General features: G+C 67.9%; 22 protein-coding genes. 8 read left to right on the plus strand and 14 right to left on the minus strand.

Annotated elements, in window-relative coordinates; translation table 11 throughout:
* Positions 1 to 52 precede the first annotated feature (52 nt).
* Positions 53 to 667, plus strand: a complete 615-nt coding sequence (locus ACIQ51_RS03830) for a hypothetical protein (RefSeq protein WP_396203684.1) — start codon at positions 53 to 55, stop codon at positions 665 to 667.
* Between the two features lie 48 nt (positions 668 to 715).
* On the opposite strand, the gene ACIQ51_RS03835 is transcribed toward ACIQ51_RS03830, so the two are convergent.
* The 8 genes from ACIQ51_RS03835 to uvrA all read right to left on the minus strand — a co-directional run bounded on the left by ACIQ51_RS03835 (position 716) and on the right by uvrA (position 9,472).
* Entirely contained in the window at positions 716 to 1,411 is a 696-nt protein-coding gene (locus ACIQ51_RS03835) for a hypothetical protein (protein WP_396203685.1), read from the minus strand.
* Between the two features lie 91 nt (positions 1,412 to 1,502).
* Positions 1,503 to 2,555 carry a DUF1611 domain-containing protein gene (locus ACIQ51_RS03840; RefSeq protein WP_396203686.1) on the minus strand — a complete coding sequence of 351 codons (1,053 nt, stop codon included), beginning with the start codon at positions 2,553 to 2,555 and terminating at the stop codon, positions 1,503 to 1,505.
* A gap of 51 nt (positions 2,556 to 2,606) precedes the next feature.
* The gene (locus tag ACIQ51_RS03845) at positions 2,607 to 3,470 is read right to left on the minus strand and encodes a PspA/IM30 family protein (RefSeq protein ID WP_396203687.1); all 864 of its coding nucleotides are present in this window, start codon (positions 3,468 to 3,470) and stop codon (positions 2,607 to 2,609) included.
* A gap of 3 nt (positions 3,471 to 3,473) precedes the next feature.
* Positions 3,474 to 3,878, minus strand: a complete 405-nt coding sequence (locus tag ACIQ51_RS03850; protein WP_396203688.1) for a YbjN domain-containing protein — start codon at positions 3,876 to 3,878, stop codon at positions 3,474 to 3,476.
* 102 nt (positions 3,879 to 3,980) lie between these two features.
* The gene (locus tag ACIQ51_RS03855; protein WP_396203690.1) at positions 3,981 to 4,928 is read right to left on the minus strand and encodes a hypothetical protein; all 948 of its coding nucleotides are present in this window, start codon (positions 4,926 to 4,928) and stop codon (positions 3,981 to 3,983) included.
* Entirely contained in the window at positions 4,925 to 5,809 is an 885-nt protein-coding gene (gene sdaAA / locus ACIQ51_RS03860) for an L-serine ammonia-lyase, iron-sulfur-dependent, subunit alpha (RefSeq protein WP_396203691.1), read from the minus strand. The genes ACIQ51_RS03855 and sdaAA overlap by 4 nt, the downstream gene beginning before the upstream one ends.
* The gene (gene sdaAB / locus ACIQ51_RS03865) at positions 5,809 to 6,477 is read right to left on the minus strand and encodes an L-serine ammonia-lyase, iron-sulfur-dependent subunit beta (protein ID WP_396203692.1); all 669 of its coding nucleotides are present in this window, start codon (positions 6,475 to 6,477) and stop codon (positions 5,809 to 5,811) included. Before sdaAB ends, sdaAA begins: the two co-directional genes overlap by 1 nt.
* A 58-nt stretch (positions 6,478 to 6,535) precedes the next feature.
* Entirely contained in the window at positions 6,536 to 9,472 is a 2,937-nt protein-coding gene (gene uvrA / locus ACIQ51_RS03870) for an excinuclease ABC subunit UvrA (RefSeq protein WP_396203693.1), read from the minus strand.
* 60 nt (positions 9,473 to 9,532) lie between these two features.
* Here uvrA and cutA point away from each other — a divergent pair, with 60 nt between their 5' ends.
* The 3 genes from cutA to ACIQ51_RS03885 all read left to right on the plus strand — a co-directional run bounded on the left by cutA (position 9,533) and on the right by ACIQ51_RS03885 (position 11,202).
* Positions 9,533 to 9,835: a divalent-cation tolerance protein CutA gene (gene cutA / locus ACIQ51_RS03875; protein ID WP_396203694.1), complete on the plus strand. Its 303-nt coding sequence runs from the start codon at positions 9,533 to 9,535 to the stop codon at positions 9,833 to 9,835.
* A gap of 72 nt (positions 9,836 to 9,907) precedes the next feature.
* Positions 9,908 to 10,612: an A/G-specific adenine glycosylase gene (locus ACIQ51_RS03880; protein WP_396203695.1), complete on the plus strand. Its 705-nt coding sequence runs from the start codon at positions 9,908 to 9,910 to the stop codon at positions 10,610 to 10,612.
* Entirely contained in the window at positions 10,576 to 11,202 is a 627-nt protein-coding gene (locus ACIQ51_RS03885) for a hypothetical protein (protein ID WP_396203696.1), read from the plus strand. Before ACIQ51_RS03880 ends, ACIQ51_RS03885 begins: the two co-directional genes overlap by 37 nt.
* Before the next feature lie 9 nt (positions 11,203 to 11,211).
* Here ACIQ51_RS03885 and ACIQ51_RS03890 read toward each other — a convergent pair whose 3' ends face one another.
* The 6 genes from ACIQ51_RS03890 to mtnA all read right to left on the minus strand — a co-directional run bounded on the left by ACIQ51_RS03890 (position 11,212) and on the right by mtnA (position 17,617).
* Complete coding sequence (locus ACIQ51_RS03890; protein ID WP_396203697.1) at positions 11,212 to 11,769, minus strand: zinc ribbon domain-containing protein; 558 nt, start codon at positions 11,767 to 11,769, stop codon at positions 11,212 to 11,214.
* Entirely contained in the window at positions 11,769 to 12,437 is a 669-nt protein-coding gene (locus tag ACIQ51_RS03895) for a cytochrome c-type biogenesis protein CcmH (protein ID WP_396203698.1), read from the minus strand. Before ACIQ51_RS03895 ends, ACIQ51_RS03890 begins: the two co-directional genes overlap by 1 nt.
* Complete coding sequence (locus ACIQ51_RS03900) at positions 12,434 to 14,470, minus strand: heme lyase CcmF/NrfE family subunit (RefSeq protein ID WP_396203699.1); 2,037 nt, start codon at positions 14,468 to 14,470, stop codon at positions 12,434 to 12,436. Before ACIQ51_RS03900 ends, ACIQ51_RS03895 begins: the two co-directional genes overlap by 4 nt.
* A gap of 54 nt (positions 14,471 to 14,524) precedes the next feature.
* Positions 14,525 to 14,980, minus strand: coding sequence for a cytochrome c maturation protein CcmE (locus tag ACIQ51_RS03905; RefSeq protein WP_396203700.1), 456 nt, complete (start codon positions 14,978 to 14,980; stop codon positions 14,525 to 14,527).
* 129 nt (positions 14,981 to 15,109) lie between these two features.
* Positions 15,110 to 16,597, minus strand: coding sequence for a glycerol kinase GlpK (glpK, locus tag ACIQ51_RS03910; RefSeq protein WP_396203701.1), 1,488 nt, complete (start codon positions 16,595 to 16,597; stop codon positions 15,110 to 15,112).
* Positions 16,598 to 16,618: 21 nt separating this feature from the next.
* A complete protein-coding gene (gene mtnA, locus ACIQ51_RS03915; RefSeq protein WP_396203702.1) occupies positions 16,619 to 17,617 on the minus strand; it encodes an S-methyl-5-thioribose-1-phosphate isomerase in 999 nt (332 codons plus the stop codon).
* 64 nt (positions 17,618 to 17,681) lie between these two features.
* Here mtnA and ACIQ51_RS03920 point away from each other — a divergent pair, with 64 nt between their 5' ends.
* From ACIQ51_RS03920 to gyrB, 4 genes are all read left to right on the plus strand, one after another.
* On the plus strand, positions 17,682 to 18,461 hold the full coding sequence (locus tag ACIQ51_RS03920) for an enoyl-CoA hydratase-related protein (RefSeq protein WP_396203703.1): 780 nt from the start codon (positions 17,682 to 17,684) through the stop codon (positions 18,459 to 18,461).
* Between the two features lie 21 nt (positions 18,462 to 18,482).
* Positions 18,483 to 19,628 carry a DNA replication/repair protein RecF gene (recF, locus tag ACIQ51_RS03925; RefSeq protein WP_396203704.1) on the plus strand — a complete coding sequence of 382 codons (1,146 nt, stop codon included), beginning with the start codon at positions 18,483 to 18,485 and terminating at the stop codon, positions 19,626 to 19,628.
* Between the two features lie 4 nt (positions 19,629 to 19,632).
* The gene (locus ACIQ51_RS03930) at positions 19,633 to 19,941 is read left to right on the plus strand and encodes a DciA family protein (protein WP_396203705.1); all 309 of its coding nucleotides are present in this window, start codon (positions 19,633 to 19,635) and stop codon (positions 19,939 to 19,941) included.
* A gap of 182 nt (positions 19,942 to 20,123) precedes the next feature.
* Positions 20,124 to 22,088, plus strand: a complete 1,965-nt coding sequence (gyrB, locus tag ACIQ51_RS03935) for a DNA topoisomerase (ATP-hydrolyzing) subunit B (RefSeq protein ID WP_396203706.1) — start codon at positions 20,124 to 20,126, stop codon at positions 22,086 to 22,088.
* Positions 22,089 to 22,098: the final 10 nt, after the last annotated feature.

A 22,098-nucleotide genomic window follows, 5' to 3' on the forward strand; every position in this document is an offset into this window, starting at 1 on the left:
TTTATCGGGGGGCCGTCCCCCCTTGCCTCCCCACCCTTCTCCGGTACCGACCATGAGTGCAGCGCCGTCTCCGTCACCGCGTTCGTCCCGCGTCCGCAACGCCGCCGTGGTGGTGGCTCTGGCCGCCGTGGGCCTGGCTGCTCGCAGCGCCGATCAGCCCGCGCAGGCCGCCCCGCCGCAGCCCCCCGTCGCGGTGCCGATGGCGCCGGCGCCCGTGGCCGCCGACAGCGCCGCGCCGAAGGACAGCGCCGTCGCGGACTCGCTGGCCGCGCCGGACTCGCTGGCGCTGATGGCGACCGACTCGACGCAAGCGGATAGCGCCGCGGCCGTTGAAGCAGCCCCGGCGACGCCGGCGGCGTGGCCGGTGGACGCGGTGACTGGCCAGACCCTGATCAATGGCCGCCCGGTGGTGGGACGGGTGTTCATCATGCAGAAGACCGACGGCACCGTGAAGTACCCGAACGTGGCCGACGTGATCGCCCACGAGGCCCTGGAACCGCTCCCCGCCGTGGTAGGGACGAGCCACACCCCGGCGCCGCTCACGCACTCGCGGCGGATGCGCGGGATCATGATTCAGAGCACGCTCTGGGATCTCGACACCAAGCGTTCGGCGGTGGAGCGCCGCTACTATCGCGTGTCCACGCCGGCCCCGTCGAACGGGCAGTAAGCGCAGTTCCCGGCCCCCCGTCAGCCATGGGTTGGCGGGGCGTGCCCGTTACTGCCACGTGCGCACGTTGACGAGTTGCCCGTGGTGCAGCCGCAACGTGCGAGGCCGAGGTGCATCGTACGGATCGCCCCGCTCGCGCGCGTGGGTGGCGAGCGGGAGGTCCGCGTGGGAAGGCCGAGGCGGCTGGTCGTGGACCGCGAGTGCCCTGGGTGCACCGAAGGTGCGCGCGAACGCGTGCTCGGGGCGGGCCACGATCACGACGGCCCCGCCGGAGGCCCGCTCGCGTGCCGCCCACGCGCGCCACTGCCGCGCGTCCACCGGCTGCACGGGTCCCTCGCGCGACGCGCGCAGCAGATGCACCACCGGATGTGGTTGGTCGCGCGCCGGGATACGCGTAATGACGCGAGTGCTGCTCCCAGCGTCGTCTGCCTCGTGCCACCCATCGAGCATGGGGGCGATCACCTCGGTGCGAATACTGCTGCGCCGGATGCGCACGCGCGGCGCGCAGCGCCGCTCGCCGAACAATACCCGTCCGACGGGGAGTGCCGGATGACCGGCAAGCGCCGCGAGCAGCACACGGGCGGCGGCGGGATCCTCGTGGTGGACGATGACGCAGTCACCGCGGTGTACGGTGAAGTGCACGCGGTCCAGCAGACGCACACGCGCACTGCAACTGGGGGGCGTGCCGGCCGCCCATTCGGCCGTGGCGCCGACCAGCGCGAGGAGTGGATCATCGAATCGCATGGCGCGACGATGTCGCCGTGCGCGCCAACGGGTGTCACCGGAACATCGCGCGTTGGATCGTTCCGGTGCGGACGCCCGCGACGCCCGAGCGTTACGGCGCGAGCCGGTCGGTGTGAAACCGGGCGATGGCGTCGGCGATCGGCGCGGGGTCGAAGCGCACCGGATCGGTCACCGGAAGCCCCGTTTCGTCCTGGGCGCGCGCCACGGCCCGGCGCGCGGCGGTGTCGTCGAGATCGAAGGTATTGAGCGCAAGCGCGATCACCGTGGCGGGACGCAGCGGCGCCATGGCCTGGGCGTACAGCGCCATCACATCCCGGAGTGGCGGAATCGCGACCCACGGATTGCGAGTGATCGTGGTGCGTGACGGCTGGGCGCACAACACCATCGCGTGCGGCAACGCGCCGTGCATGAGGCCGAGCGTGACCCCGGAGTAGGCTGGGTGCAGGAGCGATCCCTGTCCTTCCACCAGCACGATGTCCGCGTCCTGTGCCGCCTCGATCGTGAGCGATTCGGCGGCCCCCGCAATGAAGTCGGCCACCACCGCGTCGACGGCGATGCCGCGCCCCTCGACGAGAATGCCCGTCTGCCCGGTGGCGGCGAAATGCACGCGGTGACCGTGTGCCTGCACGGCACGCTGTACCTGCAACTGCGTGGTCATCTTGCCGATGTTGCAGTCGGTCCCCACGGTGAGCACGATCGTGGCCTCGAGATCGCGCACCCGCCCGGAGCCCACATCGAGATCCGCCGGCGCGCGGCGCAGGTCCCGAATGGCGGCACCACTCACCTGGGCGATCGCCGCGAACTCCGGATCATCGCCGAGCATCGTGTGCAACCCGCTCCAGACATCGAGCCCCGCCCGCAGCGCATCGCAAACGATGGCGCGCCACGTGGACGGGAACTGTCCGCCGGCCGGGGCAATCCCGATCAGCAGCGCGCGCGGTGCGTGCGCCATCCCCTCGGCGAACGACGCCACCACGGGAATGGCGCCGCCGAACCCCAGGATCTCCTGCGCGGTATGGCCGGCCTGTGTGCTGTCCAGCACGGCCACGACCTCACCGGGGACGTAGCGGATGCAGGCGTTGGCGGTCTTGGACGTGAGCGGTCCGAAGTGGCCTTCGGCGAGGATCAGGAAGCGACGGGACATCGGCAGGCGGCGATGCGGGACCCAGCGGAGCCGGGTCCCGCTGGCCCGGCCTCAGGCGCGCGGGGTGTCCTGCCCCAGTCGCTCGATCTCCGCGATGAGGTCCACGTCGGCCGTCTTGTGCTCCGGCGCAGACGAGGGCGTGGAGGCCGGGAGCTGGGCCACCGGCGCCGCGGGGGTGGCGGCTTCGGTCGCGCCAGCCGCAAGCTGACGCGCCGCCTGCGGCGCGCCGGCGGAGAGCATGCCCATGCGCTGCTTGAGCTGCAACAGTTGCACATCGGCGCTGGCACCGCCCGAGGACCGTTCGAGCTGCTTGAATTCGCCGGCCAGGCGATCGCCGCTGAACTCCTCATCGATTTCCTGCGCGGCCTGCAGCTGCCGCTCGTTGGAGGTGATCTTCTCCTCCATGCGGGCGAAGGCCTCGAACGCCGAATTCTCCGAGAGCCCGGACATCGTTTGCGAGATGCGCGCCTGCGCTTCCGCGCGGCGCTGTCGGGCGAGCAGCAGATTCTTCTTGCGCTTGGCTTCCTCGATCTTGTCGTTGAGATCGCGCAGCGACTGCTTGAGCCGTTCCGTCTCGATCTTGTGCGCTTCCCAGGTCGTCGCAAGCTGCTGGCCATGCTCCAGATGTTCCTGGCCGCGCATGAGCGCCTGTCGCGCGAGATCGTCGCGCCCTTCCTGGACCGCCAGCATCGCGCGCTTCTCCCAGTCGTCGGCGAGCTTGAACTCGGCGTCGGCCTGGTCCTTGAGCCGCTTCTCATCGGCGATGGCCGCAGCGACCTGCTGCTTGGCCTTCGCCAACTGGTTGCGCATGTCGACGATGATCTGATTGAGCATCTTCTCGGGATCTTCGGCCGAGGAGATGAGGTCATTCAGGTTCGACTTGATGAGTGTCGAGAGCCGATCGAAGATGCCCATGAATCAACGAGCCTCGCGGAAGGCGGCCAGCTCACGCAGATGTCCGGTGAGCGAAAGTGTCATGCTTTCGAACGACGCGAGGAATTCTTCGAAGTCCAGGTGCGCGAGTTCGAGTGCTTCGGTGAGAACCACGGCATCGCCGTCGATGCCGTACGCGCCGTGGAGCAGATCGGTGGCATTGAGCTGCAGGAGGCGCGTGTTGAGCGCCGCGGCGTCGCCGGCATTCGCGGGAAGGGGCATGACCTTCACGCGCAGCAGTACGACCGGCGGATTGTGGGTGACCACAACGTCGAAGTCGAGCGCGCCGCCCGGCCTGACCACCCAGAGCCCTGGGTCAACTTCCCGATAGGTGGCGCCGTCGGCACTGAGCCGATCGAGAAACGCCTCGATGTCTTCACGCGTGACCATAAGCAGTTCCCTGTTGGTTCGGAGGCTGATCCGTACGGCAGGCCAAGGTGATTCGTTTCGACACGCGCCGGGAGCCGCCCAGCCGACGCTGGCAAGATACCGTCAGGGGCACCGGCCGGTATACAGGGCGCCCGCTTTCCCCTCGTTGACCAGCAGGATCCGGCCGTCCGGGAGCCACGACACCCCCTCGGCGGCGGTGTCGGCGATGGGCAGGGCGCAGCGGGCGAGGAGTGGGCCGGGCTTTCCAGTGACCGCATCCGCCGAGAACACGTGGACCGCCCCGTAGCTCAGCAATACCAGCCGGCGGGTGCCGTCCGGCTGGATGTCGGACAGGCTGCCGTCGGTGATCCAGTCGTGCGACGCCCCCGTCACCGGGGTAACGCTCACCGAGTCCGCGATGCGCGCCACGTACGGTCCACCAGCGCCCCAGGCGCTGGCGGGCACCTCGTAGACACGCGACGGGCGATACCGCCCGGATCCAGCGCGCTCGGGGCGCTTGGTGACCAGCCAGAGCGTGCCGTTGGGCCCTGCGTACATCGCTTCCACGTCGTGCGGCCCGTCGGCGTAGCGCACATCGAGTGTACGCAACGCGGACACCTGGCCAGACCGCTGCGACGGTTCACGAAGCGCATACAGCACCACCTTGTCGCGTCGCGCGCCGTTGTCGCCCACATCGCCGATGTAGAGGCATCGCGCGCCCGGATCATCCACACAGGGACCACCGGCGAGCGCTTCCCAGTCACGGTTCTGCACGTTGCGTACACGCACGTCGCCGAGGCGGCGCCCGGCGCGGTCGAACGCGAAGAGCCGTTCGTCGTTGCCGCTGTCGTTGTTGCCCCAGAAGACCCCGGGCTCGCTGAGCGACGGCGCCACGCCCGACGCTTCGTTGAAGGTGCGGTCCTCGAAGCTGCCGCTGGGCTGCACGTCACGCATGACGGTGTCGCCGTCGCGCACCCAGTGCCCCCGCCCAGCGACGCCGTCACGGCAGACCCTCAGCGCCATCGCCGCCACGAGGATCGTGACGACAGCGACGACCGAGCGGCGCCTCATCCGCCGGCGCGCTTGAGGTCGTAGAGGCGTTCACGCGCCAACCGTCGCCCGGTCGGCGTGGCCGCGAGCCCACCACCGGCCGTTTCGCGGTAGCGCACATCCATGCTCGCGCCGATCTCTCCCATGGTGTCGATCACTTCGTCGGCGGGAATCGCAAACTCGACACCGGCCATCGCCATTTCGATGGCCGCCAGGGCAATGGCCGCACCGGTGGCGTTGCGGAAGACACACGGCAGCTCGACCAGTCCGCCGAGGGGATCGCACACCAGCCCGAGCGTACCCTGCTGCGCCAGCGCGGTGGCATGCCCCACCTGACGCGGCGAGCCGCCGAGCATCTCCACCGCCGCCCCAGCGGCCATGCCTGCCGCCGCGCCGGTTTCCGCTTGGCAGCCGCCTTCGGCGCCCGAGAGCGACGCACGCTCGGCCACGACGGCACCAATCAGACCGGCCGTGGCGAGTGCGTCGATGACGCGCTCGTCGTCGATTTGCCTCGCGGCCGCGAGCCCGGTGAGCACGGCCGGCAACACGCCGGCACCACCGGCGGTAGGGGCCGCGACGATCACACCCATCGCCGCGTTCACTTCCTGCACGGCGAGCGCGCGGGCGAGGATATCGCGAAACGGGGTGCCGGCGAGCGGGCCATCCGGTCCGGTCCGGAGTTTCGCGGCATCGCCACCCACCAGTTCCGACGCGCTGCGCAGATCACCCACGAGGCCGCGTTCGACCGCCCCACGCATCACCGCCAACGCACGACGCAGGGCGTCGCGGATCTCCGACACGGGGCGTCCCTGATCCCGCGCTTCCGCGGCAAGCGCCACGGCACTGATGGTGGTGCCCTCTGCTTCCGCGTCGCGGATGGCTTCGGCAAGACTGCGATACATCAGGCACTCACCTTGTCGAGTCGGAACGCCCACGTGACCCACGGCAGCTGCCGGATGGCATCGCGCACGTCCTCGCCGGGCTGTTCGTCCACTTCGATCACCATGAAGGCGTCACCACCACGCTCCTTTCTCGACAACTTCAGCGTGGCGATGTTCACGTTCGCGTCGGCGAGGATGCCGGCGATACGGGCCACCGATCCCTTCACGTCGTTGGCCACGAGCACGATCGTGTGCAGGTTGCCCGACACCTCCACCGGATAGCCGTCGATCTCGGTAACGAGCACGCGTCCGGCACCGAGGGAGGCGCCCACCATCTGGGCGCGTCGATCGCCCCGCTCGAGGGAGATGCGCACGGTGTTCGGATGTGCGTCGTCGCCCAGCGACGTCTTTTCGAAGGTGTAGGCAAGGCCGTCGCGCTCCATGATGTCGAGCGCAGTGCGGAGGCGTTCATCATCGGGGCGGAATCCCATGAGGCCGCCCACGACAGCCTTGTCGGTGCCGTGCCCTTCACCGGTGCGCGCAAAACTGCCGTGCAGCTCGACCAGCGCCTTCTCCGGCGTACCACCCACCAGACAGCGCGCGAGGAGCCCCAGGCGACATGCGCCGGCGGTATGGCTGGAACTTGGCCCAACCATGACGGGGCCAATGATATCGAGGAGGGAGACCATGCTGGGAATGTATCCCGCGGGTAGCGCGAAGCGGGAGCAAGCGCCCCCCGGGTCCGCGTCAGATCGTCAACATGGGCTTGAGATAGCGGCCGGTGTGGCTCTGCTCCACGCGCGCGACCTCTTCCGGTGTGCCCTGGGCCACGATCGTTCCGCCGCGCACGCCCCCTTCAGGCCCGAGATCGACGATCCAGTCCGCCGTCTTGATGACATCGAGGTTGTGCTCGATCACGAGCACGGTATTGCCACGATCGACGAGCTTGTGCAGCACGCCGAGCAGCACGCGCACGTCCTCGAAGTGCAGCCCGGTCGTGGGTTCGTCGAGGATATACAACGTGCGCCCGGTATCACGCTTGGAGAGCTCGGTCGCGAGCTTCACGCGCTGCGCCTCCCCGCCGGACAGGGTCGTAGCGCTCTGCCCCAGGTGGATGTAGCCGAGCCCCACGTCACGCAGGGTTTCGAGCTTCTGCACGATGCGCGGCTGGTGCTCGAACACCCCGCACGCATCTTCCACCGTGAGGTCGAGCACCTCGGCGATGCTGAGCCCACGGAAGCGCACTTCGAGTGTTTCGCGGTTGAAGCGGCGGCCCTTGCACACATCGCAGGGGACGAACACGTCGGGGAGGAAGTGCATCTCGATCTTCACGAGCCCGTCGCCCTGACAGGCCTCACAACGACCACCCTTCACGTTGAACGAGAAGCGCCCCGGGCCGTAGCCGCGGATCTTCGCCTCGGGCAACTCGGCAAACAGCTCGCGCACGGGCGTGAAGACGCCGGTGTACGTGGCGGGATTGGATCGGGGCGTGCGGCCGATGGGGCTCTGGTCGATGTCGATGATCTTGTCGAGGTGCTCGAGCCCAGTGATCCGTGTATGCGCACCGGGGATGACGCGCGCCCGGAAGAAATGCCGCGACAGCGCCTTCTGCAGAATGTCGGTGACGAGCGTGGATTTGCCCGAACCGGACACGCCGGTGACCGCCACGAACATGCCGAGGGGGAACTCGGCGCTCACGTCCTTGAGATTGTGCTCGCGCGCGCCCTGTACCTTGAGGATGCGCGCGGCATCCGGCCGGCGCCGCTGCACCGGCACCTCAATGGAGCGGGTCCCACGCAGATAGGCCCCGGTGATGGAACCGGGCGTGTTCATCACATCGCTCACCGACCCGGCGGCAATGACTTCGCCGCCATGCTTGCCCGCGCCGGGACCGAGATCGATCAGGTAATCCGCGTCACGAATGGTCTCTTCGTCATGCTCGACCACAATCACGGTGTTGCCGAGGTCCCGCAGCTGTCTGAGCGTGTTGAGCAGTCGACCATTGTCGCGCTGATGCAGCCCGATACTGGGCTCATCGAGGATGTACAACACACCGACCAGTCGTGAGCCGATCTGCGTGGCGAGCCGGATACGCTGCGCCTCGCCGCCCGAGAGCGACTCGGCACTGCGATTGAGCGTGAGATAGTCGAGCCCCACATCGACGAGGAAGCGCAGGCGTTCGCGCACCTCTTTGAGGATCGGCCCGGCAATGCCGGGATCGAGCCCGGGATGCCCGGCACTGCGGACCGGCACCGTCTCGAAGAAGGCGAGTGCGTCGGCGACGCTCTGCTGCACCACCTCACCGATGTTGCGGCCGTGCACCGTGACGGCAAGTGACTCCGGACGGAGTCGCTGACCGGCACAGTCCGGACAGGGCGCCGCCACCATATACGCGTCGAGCTCGAGCCGCACGCCATCGGAGCTGCTCTCGTCATAGCGGCGCTGCACATGGGCCACGATTCCTTCCCACGCGGTATCCGCAGCCTTGGCCGCGGTCTTGGCCGCCGTCTTGGCCGCCGCGCCCTTGACGGCCTTCTTGACCGCCTTGCGTACACGCGCCGGGGTGTCGCCCATGCCGTACAGCAGCTGCTGACGCACCGTGGCGGGGATTTTCCCCCACGGGGCATTGATATCGAAGCCCAGATGCTTCGCCAGCCCCGGCAGAATGACCTTGCGCAGGTAGCCGTCGGGTTCGCCCCACGGGAGAATCACGCCTTCGAGGATCGAGATGCTCGGATCTCCGAGGATCAGCTCTTCACTCACGCTGCGCGTGGTGCCGAGCCCACTGCACATCTCGCACGCGCCGAACGGGGAATTGAACGAGAAGTGTCGGGGCTCGAGCTCGGGCATGCTGATGCCGCAGGTGGGACAGCCGTAGCGCTCCGAGAACATCTCGGTAATCGCCTCGGTGCCCTCGTAGCGCACCACCTCGGCCAGCCCCTCGGCAAGGCGCAACGCGGTTTCGACCGAATCGGTGATCCGCCCGCGATCGTCGGTGCGGACGACGAGGCGATCGACCACGATCGAGATGGAGTGATTGAGGCGCCGGTTGAGCTTCGGTGGATCGGCAAGCTCGATCAGCTCGCCATCAACGACCGCGCGCACGAAGCCCTGCTTGCGCGCTCCCTCGAAGAGCTCGCGGAACTCGCCCTTGCGCTCTTGCACCAGCGGCGCACGGATCTCGAGGCGCGTGCCCTCGGGCCAGGCGAGCACCTGCTCAGCGATCTGCGTGGGGCTCTGGCGCTGCACCGCGCGGCTGCAGCTGGGGCAGTGCGGCGTGCCGGTGCGCGCATAGAGCAGGCGCAGGTAATCGTAGATTTCGGTGACGGTACCGACGGTCGACCGGGGATTGTGGCCGGCCGCCTTTTGCTCGATCGAAATGGCCGGTGAGAGCCCCTCGATGGCATCCACGTCGGGTTTTTCCATCAGGCCGAGGAACTGCCGCGCGTACGCCGACAGCGACTCCACGTAGCGCCGCTGTCCCTCGGCGTAGATCGTGTCGAAGGCGAGCGACGATTTTCCCGATCCGGAGAGCCCGGTCACCACCGTGAGCTTGTCGCGCGGGATGGTGACGCTGATGTTGCGGAGGTTGTGCTCGCGGGCGCCGCGCACCACCAGTGCGTCGGGGTGCCCGGCAACGTCGGCAGGCGCTGCCCCGCGTGACGGATTCGTCGATTCGGCCATAGTCATTGAAGGTGCGAGGACCTGGAGATGGAAACAACCCCGCCGGAAGTGGTGGTCGCCATGACCTCCCTGCCCCCCGCTGCCAACGCCGCGGCTTTCGTGACGGCCCTGCTGGACGCGCGGCTGATCGCCTGCGGTACGCTGCTCCCCGGCGCACGGTCGCTGTACCGCTGGGAGGGACGGGTGGAGGATGCCGCAGAAACGCTGGTGCTGCTCAAGACGACGGCGGAGCAGCTGCCGTTGCTGCGCGCGCATTTTGCGTCACTGCACCCGTATGCGGTGCCGGAGCTTCTCATCTTCCCCAGCACCGGCGGACTGCCGGCCTACCTCGATTGGGTGCGCGGGGAAGTTGCCAAGGCGTAGCGATCGATCGCCTCCGTTGCAGGGACTGCAGTAGCTGGAGCGGGCCGAGGGGAGTCACTAGCTTCTCCGGCCATGGCCCGCCGCTCCCGCTCGCCCGCTCCGATCCAGGTGGATCGTGAGGCCGCGACGATCTTCCGTCGCCGTCTTCATTCGTGGTTCCGCAGGCATTCACGCGACCTGCCGTGGCGCCACACCCGCGATCCGTACCGCATCCTCGTGTCCGAGCTGATGCTGCAACAGACGCAGGTCTCGCGCGTGCTCGATTTCTACCGCCGCTTTCTGGAGCGTTTTCCCGATCTGCATGCGCTGGCCAAGGCCAAACCACAGCGCGTGCTGGAAGCGTGGGAAGGGCTTGGCTACTATGCGCGCGCGCGCAACCTCCACAAGCTGGCGCAGCATGTGACCACGGTGCGTGATGGTGTCATTCCGAGCGAACCGGCGCACCTGCGCGCGCTTCCCGGCGTGGGCGACTACACCGCCGGTGCGGTGGCGTCATTTGCGTACGAGAAGCGGGCCGCGCTGGTGGACACCAATGTGGCGCGCGTGCTCCACCGCGTATTTGCCCCCGCGCTCGATCCCAAGAGCGGCGCCGGCCTTCGGCAGCTGTGGAACATCGCCGAGCAGCTGCTCCCGCGCACCGGAAAGACCACCTGGACGCACAATCAGGCGCTCATGGAGCTGGGCGCTCTCGTCTGCTCGGCGCGGTCGCCCAAGTGCGGCGTGTGCCCGGTGAAAAAGGCATGTGCAAGCGTGGACCGGTACTCGGCGACGTCGTGATTCGCTGCGAGGTTGATGGCGTGCGGGCCCGCACGGCGCCGATGACGGACCGCGTCATGCACGCGGCGGCGGAGGCCCTTGGGCAGCACTACTTCGGTCCGAATTTCGACGAATCGCACTTCGATACGTGGGCGGCGAGCGTTGACGAGTTGCTCTTCGTGGCCGAGGATGCCGCGACCGGGGCATTCCTGGGCTACGCCGACCAGATGTTCCTTGCACCGCAGGTGGATGCCGCGCTGCGGGCGGGTACGATCAGTGAGGAGGACTTCGGTCCCGACGCCGTCCTGACGGACGACGCATTGCGGCGCATGCTCCCCGGCGCACGGGTAACGCTGTATCTGGCGGGGATGTGCGTGGTGGCCCCGGGTACCCCGCGCTGCCGGGCGGCCGCGCGGGCGTTGCGCGCCTGCCGCCGCAGCCTGCTCACGGCGTGGCGCGCGCAGGGGCTGCAGATCACGATGCTGCTGGCGGCGGCCACACCGGTTGGGCGTCGCATCGCGGAGCGTGCCGGCGGCACGCTCATTGGAGCGGCCGCCGCTCGAGTCGACGGCTACGATTTGTTCGAACTGTCGGACCTGCCCGGGGAATGATCCGTCCGTTCAGGCGGCTGCGAGATGGGTACCGCACCCGCTGCAGAATCGCGAGCCCACCAGATCGACGCGCGCCCCGCAGGTGCCGCACTGTTCCGGCAGATAGCGGCCGCAGCTCGAGCAATACGTGGCATCGGGCTCGGGGCGCGGACCGCAGACGCCACACTGCTTCTGCATGGTGCGTGCGCGCTGAATGGCCGCTTCCACCGCATCGTCCACCGCTGTGGCTGACGGCCGTACCGGTGCGCCTCCCGCACTGGTGGCTGCCGCCGCATCCGCCGCACGCAGCTCGGCGAGCGCTTCACGTGTATAGCGCTGCTTGAGCTCTGCGTAGTCCGTATCGCTCAACTTCCCGGTCTCGCGATCGAACTCGATCTCACGCAGGGCATCGACGGCCGTGTTGGCCAGTTCGCGTTCGCGCGCCTTGCGCGCGGCCGGTGTTTCCCGCGGGATCTCACGCGGGCTTTCATCGACAGCGCCGAGCAACGGTGAGAGCACCAGTGTGAGCGCGCCGAGTGCGAGCGCCGTGCCCACCACCAGAGGGACACCGCCTTCAGGGAGCGCCATCAACTGTCCTCTCGAAGCGCAGCCTCGAGGCGCGCAAGTTCTTCCGGGGTGGCATCACCACTACGGCCATCGACCGCCACGGCGGGTTGTACCGGGCGTGCCGCCGCGGCCGACGTGGCATTCACGCGCCAGCTGCGGAGCAAGGCCCCGATCCCCACCGCGCCGATCGCCACGGCGGCGAACGGCGCAAACCACGCCACGAGGCTGAAGCCTTCCTTGCGTGGGGCGTTGAGGATGAAGTCACCGTACGTGCCCGTGAGCGCTTCCATGATCTCGGCGCCGGTGTAGCCACCGTCGACGAGCCGCTGGATGTCGCCATGCACCGCCGGCGAGATGCCACAGGTGAAGTCGGTGGTGCGGCAGGTGTAGATGTCGAGCGTGCAGGGGCACGGGCACGCCAGTTCGCGTTCGAACGCTTCGAGCTGCTTGGCGTCCATCGCGGGCGTGGCCCCCGGCTTGGGTGGACGCGACACCGGCTTGTAGTTGTCCGACGTCATCTCCACGCCCCCCGCCGTGCTCTGCGTAGGCAGTGCGGCCGCGGAAGGATCCTGCGCCGTCGCGCGGCGCGTGAGCAGCGCCACACCCGAGACCACCGCGCTGGCCCGTACGAAGAACGCGCGGCGCGACTGCCCTACGGGCGAGGTGAGCGGATTGCGTGACGCCGTCATGCGCCGGCTCCCGCCGTCTCCATCTCGCGGCCCATGGGGATCTGCGCCACGTAGCCGCCCTCACGCTCTGCCTTCTGCGCCTGCGGCCACATCACGATCAGTCCGCCGAACGCCATGATGATGCCACCGAACCACACCCACCACACGAGCGGGTTGAAGTTGATGTGCACCGCGGCGGTATCGCGGTCCACGGCGCCGGTGAAGACGAGGTACACGTCCTGCTTCGGCGACTCGAGGATGCCGACTTCGGTCGACGGCTCGAAGGTGGGCTCGCCCTGCGAGTTCACGTGCTGGCGCTTCTCGCTCGAGAGGAGCCCCATGCGCTCGCCGTCGCGCGTAACGTCGAACGTGACCGACATGACACGGCGGTTGAGCTGCTCGAACTGGGAGATCCCCTGGCTCGTGAACACCCACTCGTGTCCATAGGCATCGACCTGCTTCACCGACTCACCGGTCTTGAGCGTGGCGGTCACGTCGCGCCGGAACATCAGCCCCGCGAACGCCGCGAAGAGAATCACCACACCGAAGTGCACGATGTACCCGCCGTAGCGGCGGCGATTGCGGCCGATGAGACGGAAGAACGCGGCGAACAGGCCTTCGCTGTACATGCGCCGACGGGCGCCCACGCCCTTCACGAACTCCTGGATGATCGTGCCGAACACGAAACCGGAGAGCAGGTACGAGATGAGCGCATAGGGGTCACGCATGCCGAGCGCGAAGAGCGTGACGAACACCGCCACGCCGGCCGTCGCCGGCCAGGTGAACTGGCGCTGGAGATTGGCGACCGACGCGCGCCGCCACGCGATCAGCGGACCGATGCCGGTGAGGGCCAGCAGCAGCAGGCCGAGCGGCCCGTTGACCGCATTGAAGAACGGCGGGCCCACGGTGATCTTGTCGCCCTTCACCCATTCCGAGAGGATGGGAAAGAGCGTGCCCCAGAGCGTGGCGAAGCAGATGCCCACCAGCACCAGGTTGTTGTAGAGGAAGGCCGCCTCCCGGCTGACCATGCTCTCCAGCTCAGCCTTGGCCTGCAGATCGTTGAGACGCGTGCTCACGAGGTACACCGTGAGCACGGTCGCGACGATCAGGAAGCCGAGGAACCAGTTGCCGATCGGCGAACGCGCGAAGGCGTGCACGCTTTCGATCACGCCCGATCGCGTAATGAACGTGCCGAGGATCGTGAGCAGGAACGAGAGCACCACCAGGGTCACGTTCCACTTGCGCAGCATGCCGCGCTTTTCCTGGATCATGATGCTGTGCAGGAACGCCGTCACCGTGAGCCACGGCAGGAACGACGAGTTCTCGACAGCGTCCCACGCCCAGTAGCCGGCCCAGCCGAGTTCCACGTAGGCCCACCACATGCCCAGCACGATACCGATCGTCAGGAAGAACCAGCTCACGAGGGCCCAGCGGCGCACGGCGCCGAGCCACTGCGCATCGAGCTGACGCGTGATGAGTGCACCGACGGCGAACGCGAACGGCACCACGGTCCCCACGTAGCCGAGATACAGCATGGGCGGATGCGCCGCCATGCCGGGGTTCTGGAGCTGCGGGTTCATGCCGCGGCCGTCGGCCGGGATCCAGTCGAGACGTTCGAAGGGATTCTCCGCGAACGCCATCGTCATGAGGAAGAACAACGACACGACGCCCAGCGTCCCCGTCACGTACGGCATCATGCCGCGATTCGTGTTGCGGTTCGTGAACACCGCCACGGCCGCATAGAACGTCATGATGAGCGCCCAGAAGAGCAGCGAGCCTTCCTGCCCCGCCCAGAACGCCGTGAAGAGATAGACGGTGGGGAGATTCGCGCTCGTGAACGAGGCGACGAATTTGAGCGAAAAATCGTGGGTGAAGAGGGCGGTCCACAGCCCCACGGAGGCCAGCAGCGTAAAGCCGAACGTGGCGTACATCGCCCGTTCACCACTCTTCACCAACTCGGGGCGGCCCTGCAGGCCACCGGCAAACGACACGGTGGTCGTCCAGGCCGCCATCAGCAGGGCGACCCAGAGCGACAGTTCACCAACCAGAATCATGACGCCTCGCGCAGTGCGCGCTGGCCGAGCGCGAGCACGCGCCCGGCGCGTGGGTTACGCCTTGGGAACCGAAGCGGGGTGCTGCCCGCCCGCAGGGGACTGACCGGGCTGTCCCGGCGCGTTCTCATACCGCGACGCGCACTTGGCCAGCAGCGTGGTAGCCTGGAAGACGCCGTTCGCATCAAGGCGCCCCTCCACGACGATGTCCACGCCGTCGGTAAACGTGTCCGGCGCGACGCCACGGTAGTGCACCGGATACGTCTGCGTGCCGTCCGTCATCTTGAACGTGAGCTCACGACCACCGGGCTCGCGCACGATGGTCCCGGACACCACGCGGGCGCCGATCTTCACACCGTTCTTGCTGAAGCGCGGATTGTCGGAAACCTTGGCCGCGAGCTCTGCCGGCGTGAGGTAGTAGGTGGCCGTCTCGTCGATCGAGCTGGCCATGAGGTAGGAAGCAGTGCCGATCACCAGCACGCCGCCGAGCAGGAACTTGTTGCGAGCTTTCACGGGGTCGCCGTCCTGTAGGGTCCGGATGGAATACCTAAAGATAGTACAGAAGGTGCCAAAGGGGACAGTTTCCGATAAGGATTGTCGGAAAAGCCCCGCCTGGCGCCGCCTTTGGATCGCGGGGACGGGTCATTCCCGGTCGCGCGCCCACCCCAGGGCCGCCCGGACCGCCCGGCGCCATCCACCGTACGCCACGGCGGTGGAGGCCGCGGCGGTTTCGGATGGGACGAACCGGGTGAATTGGCGGCTGGCCAGGAACTCGGCCCCGGAGGCCCAGACCCCGGCGGCCAGGCCGGCCAACCCGGCGGCACCCAAGGCGGTGGTCTCCACCATGTCGGGGCGATCAACGGGGACGCCCAGCACATCAGCCTGGAACTGCATCAGCCAATCGTTGGCACTGGCGCCACCGTCTACCCGCAGGCGCTCGAAGGCCACCTGCCCGTGGGTCCGCATGTCGCCCAGCACGTCGCGGGTGGCGTAGGCCATGGCCTCCAGCGCGGCGCGGGCCAGGTGCGCCCGGGTGGTCCCACGCGTCAGGCCGACGATGGTGCCGCGGGCATTGGGCTCCCAGTCGGGGGCCCCCAGTCCCACGAGTGCCGGGACGAAATACACGCCATCATTGGCGGCAAGCGATCGGGCGAGGGCCTCCGTCTCGGCGCTGGTCTCGATGAGCCCCAGTCCATCGCGCAGCCACTGCACGGCCGCCCCGGCGATGAAGATCGACGCCTCGAGCGCGTACACGGGGGCGCCTCGCTCGTCGCAGGCAATGGTCGTGAGCAGCCCGGAGCCCGGCGGCGGGCGATGCGTGCCCGTGTTGAGTAGCAGAAAGGCGCCGGTGCCGTAGGTGTTCTTGCCGTCGCCGGCGCTCCAGCCACCCTGTCCGAACAGGGCCGACTGCTGGTCGCCCGCTATGCCGGTAATGGGCAGCGACACGCCGAGGGTGGCCTTCGTGGAACGCCCAACCTCGCCGCTCGAGGCCACCACCGTGGGCAGCAATGCCGCCGGCACACCGAAGAGGGTACACAACTCCGGCGACCAGCCACGCGCGTGGATGTCGTACAGCATCGTGCGCGACGCATTCGTGTGGTCGGTCACGTGCGCCGCACCACCGGTGAGGTGCCACACGAGCCAGCTGTCGATGGTCCCGGCAGCGAGTTCACCACGCTCGGCCCGCGCCTGATTGTCACCCTGCGTCAGCAGCCATTCGAGCTTCGTGGCACTGAAGTACGGATCGGTGACAAGGCCGGTGAGTTCCCCGATGCGGGCGGCCTGCGACGCCAGCGCTGCACACCGTTCCGCCGTCCGACGATCCTGCCAGACGATCGCCCGGTGCACGGCACGCCCGGTGGCGCGCTCCCACAGCACGATCGTTTCGCGCTGGTTGGTAATGCCCACGGCCACCGGTGCCTCGGCGCCGGCGGCCGTGGCGTGCGCGATCGCCTCGCGCGCCGCATCGAGGGTGCGCTCGAGGATCTCGTGCGGATCGTGCTCCACCCATCCCGGCGCCGGATAGTACTGCGTGATTTCGCGATAGGCGCGTCCCGCCACGCGACCGTCGCGCGCGATGACGAGACAGGTGGTGCCAGTGGTCCCCTGATCAATGGCGAGAACGGACATACGCGCTGTTCCGGTGAAGGGCTACGACAAAAAGGGAGGCGTGACGAATCCGCGGTCGGTGAGATAGCCGTGCACGAGCGCGCGCGGCGTCACGTCGAACGCCGGATTCCACGCCGGAACGCCGGCCGGCAGCTCGCCAAGTTCCTCGGCGTGCCGATGTTCAATGACGATGTCGCGCCCGGTGGCGGTGGCGGGATCGATCGTGCTCCACGGCGCCGCCACGTACAGCGGAATGCCGTGCGCGCGGGCGGCCAGGGCCACACCGTACGTGCCCACCTTGTTCGCCACGTCGCCGTTGGCCGTGATGCGGTCGGCGCCCACGAGCACGAGATCGACCTGCTGCTGCGCCATGAGTGACGCGGCGGCCCCGTCGGGGAGCACGGTCACGTTGATGCCCGCGCGCGACAACTCCCAGGCGGTGAGCCGCGCGCCTTGGCGCAGCGGACGGGTTTCGTCGGCATAGACCGTCACGAGCCGCCCCGCGGCGTGCGCCGTGTAAATGGGCGCGAGTGCCGTGCCGATGCCCGCCGTGGCGAGGGCCCCGGCATTGCAGTGCGTCAGCACGCGCGCGCCGTCGGGGATGATGCTCAGCCCGTGCCGGCCAATGGCGGCGCACATCGCCACGTCTTCGTGACGAATGGATTCGGCTTCGAGCCGCAGCGTGTGGAGCAACTGGACGTCGGTCGTGTCGGCGGCCACCCGACGCATGCGCTCGACGGCCCACGCGAGATTCACCGCGGTTGGGCGCGACGCGATGAGCGCGCTGGCGTACGAGGGCAGCAACGCCCGGGCCCGCGCCCCGTCGCTGCGGCTGTCGGCGTCGAGGGCGACAGCCAGCCCGATCGCTGCCGCGACGCCGATGGCTGGCGCGCCCCGCACCGCCAGCGAGCGAATGGCCGCGATGGTGTCGGTGAGTGTCACGAGGTCGCACACCACCTCCTGTGCCGGCAGGAGGCGTTGATCGATGATGCGCAGGGCGCGGGTGTCGGGAGACCAGCCGACCGCAGGTATGGCAAGCACCCGTATATACTAGCCCGGTGACTAGATTTCCGCCGTCGCCACCGTCACTCCCGGAGATCCTCTCATGGCCTATCAGTTTCTCACGTTCGACGTCGTTGATCGCATTGCAACGATCACCGTGAACCGCCCCGACAAGCTCAATGCGCTGAACGACGCGACGATTGCCGAACTCGGGGTGGCCATCGACGAGGCGATCGCGCGTGACGACGTGGCGGGGGTGATCCTGACCGGCGCGGGCCGCTCGTTCGTGGCGGGCGCCGACATCTCCGAACTCGCAAGCCAGTCGCCACTCGAGGCACAGCGTCGGGCGCGCGCCGGCCAAGCGATCTTCCGTCGTTTCGAAACCAGCCCCAAGCCCACGATCGCCGCGATCAACGGCTTCGCCTTGGGTGGCGGCTGCGAACTCGCCATGGCGTGCCATCTGCGCGTGGCCAACGACAAGGCCAAGCTAGGGCAGCCGGAAGCGAAGCTTGGCATTGTGCCGGGGTATGGCGGTACCCAGCGCCTGCCCCGGCTGATCGGACGCGGCGCGGCGCTCAAGCTGCTGCTCACCGGCGACATGATCGACGCTGCCGAAGCGTACCGCCTTGGTCTGGTGGATCAGGTCACGACGCCCGAGGCGCTGATTGATACCACGCGCGCGCTGCTCACCAGCATGATCGCGAATGCGCCGTTGGCGCTCGCCGGGTGCATCGAGGCGGTGGACCGCGGTCTTGGTGTGACGATCGAGGAAGGATGCACCATCGAGTCCGACTTCTTCGGCCTGCTGAGCGCGACGGCCGACATGAAGGAGGGGATGCGCGCCTTCCTCGAGAAGCGTGCCCCGATGTTTCACGGTCGCTGAGCGCCGGGTCGCCACCGTTTCGTGCTCGTCCATCTCGCCGCCCGCGACTATCGCAACTTCGCCAGTCTCGACGTGGACATTCCCGCGTCGGGGCTGGTGATTGTGGGTGAGAACGGGCACGGCAAGACCAATCTGCTCGAGGCCGCGGCCTATCTCGCACTGCTCCGGTCTTTCCGCGGCGCGCGCGATGCCGACGTGATCCGCTTCGGCGCGCCGGCGTTCCATGTGCGCGCCACGCTGTCGGCGCCCAGCGCCTGGCACACCGTGAGCGTGGGCTATGAGCGGGCCACCAAGCGCAAGCGGGCCACGTTGGACGGCGTCGAGCAGCCGCGTCTCACCAGCGCCCTCGGCGCCGTGCCGTCGGTCGAATTCTCTCCGGCCGACGTGTCGCTGGTGGCGGGCGCACCGGGTGAGCGGCGACGCTATCTCGACGTGATGCTGGCGCTGTCGTCGCCCGCGTATCTCCAGGCCCTGCAGCAGTACCGGGCTGCGCTGCTCCGCCGCAATGCCGCCTTGCGCACGGCGCAGCGTGACATGGCACGCGGGGCTGGGCGTGGCGGTGATCACGAGGCGCGCGTGAGCGTGTGGGAACCGGCGCTGGCCGAGCACGGCGGCTTCGTGGTGGCCGCGCGTCACGCGTTCGTGCAGGAACAGGCGGAGCGCTACCTGCAGCTGTGCACCGCGATCGGCGAACAACAGGGCGCGGTGCTGCGGTACACGAGCGTGGGCGGTGACAACGGCGATGCCGTGGCCACCAGCAGCGCGGCGCAGGGCGAATCGCTCACGCGCGCACTCGCGCAGCAGCGCGCGACAGAGCTGCGTCGCGGCGTGACCTTGGTGGGCCCGCATCGCGACGAGTTGCACCTGCAGCTCGGCGGGCGCGACCTGCGTACGTTCGGCTCGGCTGGGCAGCAGCGCAGCGCGGCGATCGCCCTGCGGCTGCTGGAGCTGGCAACACTGCGAGGGGCGATCGGGTATGCGCCGCTGCTGCTGCTCGATGACCCATTTGCGGAGCTCGATCTGGGGCGGGCGCAGCGCGTCCTGGCACTGCTCGACGATGCGGGCGCGGCGCAGGTGCTGCTGGCGGTACCGCGCGAGGAAGACATTCCGGACGCATTCACGCGGCTCGAGCGCCGCACGATGCACAACGGCGCGCTGACGAATTGAGCCCGTGACCCAACCGAAGCGTACTCCGCAAAAGCTCGGCGACGTGGTGGCCTCGGTGCTTAAGCACGCGGGGCTGAGCGATCGTGTGGCTCAAGCCTCCGTGATCCCTGAGTGGCCATCGCTGGTGGGGCCGCAGATCGCCGAGGTGACCGAGCCGCTGTTGCTGCAGCAGGACGGTACGCTGGTGGTGATGGTGAAGACGCACGCGTGGATGCAGGAGCTCACGCTGCTCGAGCCGTCGCTGTTGACGGCACTCAACCGGGACGCCTCCCGCCCACCGATCACGAAGCTGCGGTGGATGCTGAGGCGCTAGCGCCTCCGGCTCCCGCGGCCACGGCCCACCGCGGCCTGAACGACCTTCTGTAAGTCATTATCCAGCAACAACTTGAAAAGGGGCCCGGCAGTTGCTTGCGGACCCCCGTCTTGGGTATATTTGGGGGTTGTGTTTCCGGGCCAGTTTTTGCCCTTCAAACCCTCCGGCAGCTCCTCATCACAATGGCCAACAGCAGCGCAGAGTCCGACAAGGAGTACGGCGCAGGACAGATCACCGTACTCAAGGGACTCGAAGCGGTCCGCAAGCGCCCCGGCATGTACATCGGCTCGACGTCGGCGCGCGGTCTGCACCATCTCGTGTACGAGGTCGTGGACAACTCGATCGACGAAGCGATGGCAGGCCATGCCAAGCGCATCTTCGTGACGATCCACGAGGACAACTCCATCAGCGTCGAGGACGACGGGCGCGGCATCCCCGTCGACGTGCACCCTGTCGAGAAGATGCCGGGCGTGGAGATCGCGCTCACGGTGCTGCATGCCGGCGGCAAGTTCGAGAAGGATGCCTATGCCGTCTCGGGCGGTCTCCATGGCGTGGGCGTGTCGGTGGTGAATGCGCTGTCGGACAACCTCAAGGTGTGGGTGAAGCGCGAAGGGAAGGAGCACTACATGGACTTCGCGCGTGGCGTGACCACCACGAAGCTCAAGGTGCTGCGCAGTGTGCCGGCGAAGGAGACGGGCACCAAGGTGTGGTTCAAGCCCGACGGCACGATCTTCCAGGAAACCACCCGCTACGAGTGGGCCACGCTGGCCAACCGCCTGCGCGAGCTGTCGTATCTCAACAAGGGCATTCAGATCACGCTCCGTGACGAACGCCCCGATGAGCTCAAGGACGGCCAGCCGCGCGAGGAGCTGTTCTGGGCCACGGGTGGCCTCAAGGACATGGTCATGTACCTCAACGGCAGCAAGAAGCCGTTGCACCCCGACGTGGTGTACCTCGACACGATGCGCGACGGGATCGCGATCGAGGTGGCACTGCAGTACAACGACAGCTACGCCGATACCACGTTCTCCTTCGTCAACAACATCAACACGCACGAAGGCGGCACGCACCTCACGGGCTTCAAGAGCGCGCTCACCTCGGTGATCAACAAGTACATCGAGCGGTCGAGCAATCTCAACAAGAAGGACAAGGAGATCCGGCTCTCCGGCGACGACGTGCGCGAAGGCATCACCGCCGTGCTGTCGGTGAAGGTCCGTGAGCCACAGTTCGAAGGGCAGACGAAGACCAAGCTGGGCAACTCCGAAGCCGAAGGGGCGGTGCGCAGCGTGATGAACGAGCTGCTGTCGCAGTACCTCGACGAACATCCCAAGACGGCCAACGCGATCATCGACAAGGCGATCTCGGCGGCCCGTGCACGCGAAGCGGCCCGCAAGGCGCGCGACCTCACGCGCAAGAAGTCGGCGCTCGACGTGGCCAACCTGCCCGGCAAGCTCGCCGACTGCTCGCTCTCCGACCCCGCCCTCTGCGAGATCTACCTCGTGGAAGGTGACTCGGCCGGCGGCTCGGCCAAGCAGGGACGCAAGCGTGACTTCCAGGCGATTTTGCCGCTCCGCGGCAAGATCATCAACGTGGAGAAGGCCCGCTTCGACAAGGTCCTCTCCAACGAGGAAATCCGCACGATCATCACCGCGATCGGCACCGGCATCAAGGACGAGTTTGACCTCGCCAAGACGCGGTACCACAAGATCATCATCATGACCGACGCCGACGTGGACGGCGCGCATATCCGCACGCTGCTGCTCACGTTCTTCTTCCGGCAGATGCCGGAGCTGATCGACGCCGGGTACATGTACATCGCCCAGCCGCCGCTCTACCGCGTGGCGAAGGGGAAGGAAGAGTTCTACGCCTACTCCGAGAAGGAGCGCGACGGCTACGCCGAGCGTCTGGGTGGGCCGGAAGGACGCGGCAACATCATGATCCAGCGCTACAAGGGTCTTGGCGAAATGAACCCGGAACAGCTCTGGAAGACCACGATGGACCCCGAAACGCGCACGATGCTGCGAGTGACGATGGAAGACGCGGTGCTGGCCGACCAGACGTTCCAGACCCTCATGGGCGACGAGGTGGAGCCGCGGCGTCTGTTCATCGAGAGCAACGCGCGCTTCGTGTCGAATCTCGACATCTGACCGCGTTGGC

Origin of the sequence: Gemmatimonas sp. (genome assembly GCF_044344655.1) — a bacterium.
In the GTDB taxonomy this organism is placed as follows: Bacteria; Gemmatimonadota; Gemmatimonadetes; order Gemmatimonadales; family Gemmatimonadaceae; genus Gemmatimonas.

Coding starts and splice junctions, on each gene's coding strand:
- ACIQ51_RS03830 (WP_396203684.1), top strand. CDS start 53: ATGAGTGCAGCGCCGTCTCCGTCACCGCGTTCGTCCCGCGTCCGCAAC.
- ACIQ51_RS03835 (WP_396203685.1), bottom strand. CDS start 1,411: ATGCGATTCGATGATCCACTCCTCGCGCTGGTCGGCGCCACGGCCGAA.
- ACIQ51_RS03840 (WP_396203686.1), bottom strand. CDS start 2,555: ATGTCCCGTCGCTTCCTGATCCTCGCCGAAGGCCACTTCGGACCGCTC.
- ACIQ51_RS03845 (WP_396203687.1), bottom strand. CDS start 3,470: ATGGGCATCTTCGATCGGCTCTCGACACTCATCAAGTCGAACCTGAAT.
- ACIQ51_RS03850 (WP_396203688.1), bottom strand. CDS start 3,878: ATGGTCACGCGTGAAGACATCGAGGCGTTTCTCGATCGGCTCAGTGCC.
- ACIQ51_RS03855 (WP_396203690.1), bottom strand. CDS start 4,928: ATGAGGCGCCGCTCGGTCGTCGCTGTCGTCACGATCCTCGTGGCGGCG.
- sdaAA (WP_396203691.1), bottom strand. CDS start 5,809: ATGTATCGCAGTCTTGCCGAAGCCATCCGCGACGCGGAAGCAGAGGGC.
- sdaAB (WP_396203692.1), bottom strand. CDS start 6,477: ATGGTCTCCCTCCTCGATATCATTGGCCCCGTCATGGTTGGGCCAAGT.
- uvrA (WP_396203693.1), bottom strand. CDS start 9,472: ATGGCCGAATCGACGAATCCGTCACGCGGGGCAGCGCCTGCCGACGTT.
- cutA (WP_396203694.1), top strand. CDS start 9,533: ATGACCTCCCTGCCCCCCGCTGCCAACGCCGCGGCTTTCGTGACGGCC.
- ACIQ51_RS03880 (WP_396203695.1), top strand. CDS start 9,908: ATGGCCCGCCGCTCCCGCTCGCCCGCTCCGATCCAGGTGGATCGTGAG.
- ACIQ51_RS03885 (WP_396203696.1), top strand. CDS start 10,576: ATGTGCAAGCGTGGACCGGTACTCGGCGACGTCGTGATTCGCTGCGAG.
- ACIQ51_RS03890 (WP_396203697.1), bottom strand. CDS start 11,769: ATGGCGCTCCCTGAAGGCGGTGTCCCTCTGGTGGTGGGCACGGCGCTC.
- ACIQ51_RS03895 (WP_396203698.1), bottom strand. CDS start 12,437: ATGACGGCGTCACGCAATCCGCTCACCTCGCCCGTAGGGCAGTCGCGC.
- ACIQ51_RS03900 (WP_396203699.1), bottom strand. CDS start 14,470: ATGATTCTGGTTGGTGAACTGTCGCTCTGGGTCGCCCTGCTGATGGCG.
- glpK (WP_396203701.1), bottom strand. CDS start 16,597: ATGTCCGTTCTCGCCATTGATCAGGGGACCACTGGCACCACCTGTCTC.
- ACIQ51_RS03920 (WP_396203703.1), top strand. CDS start 17,682: ATGGCCTATCAGTTTCTCACGTTCGACGTCGTTGATCGCATTGCAACG.
- gyrB (WP_396203706.1), top strand. CDS start 20,124: ATGGCCAACAGCAGCGCAGAGTCCGACAAGGAGTACGGCGCAGGACAG.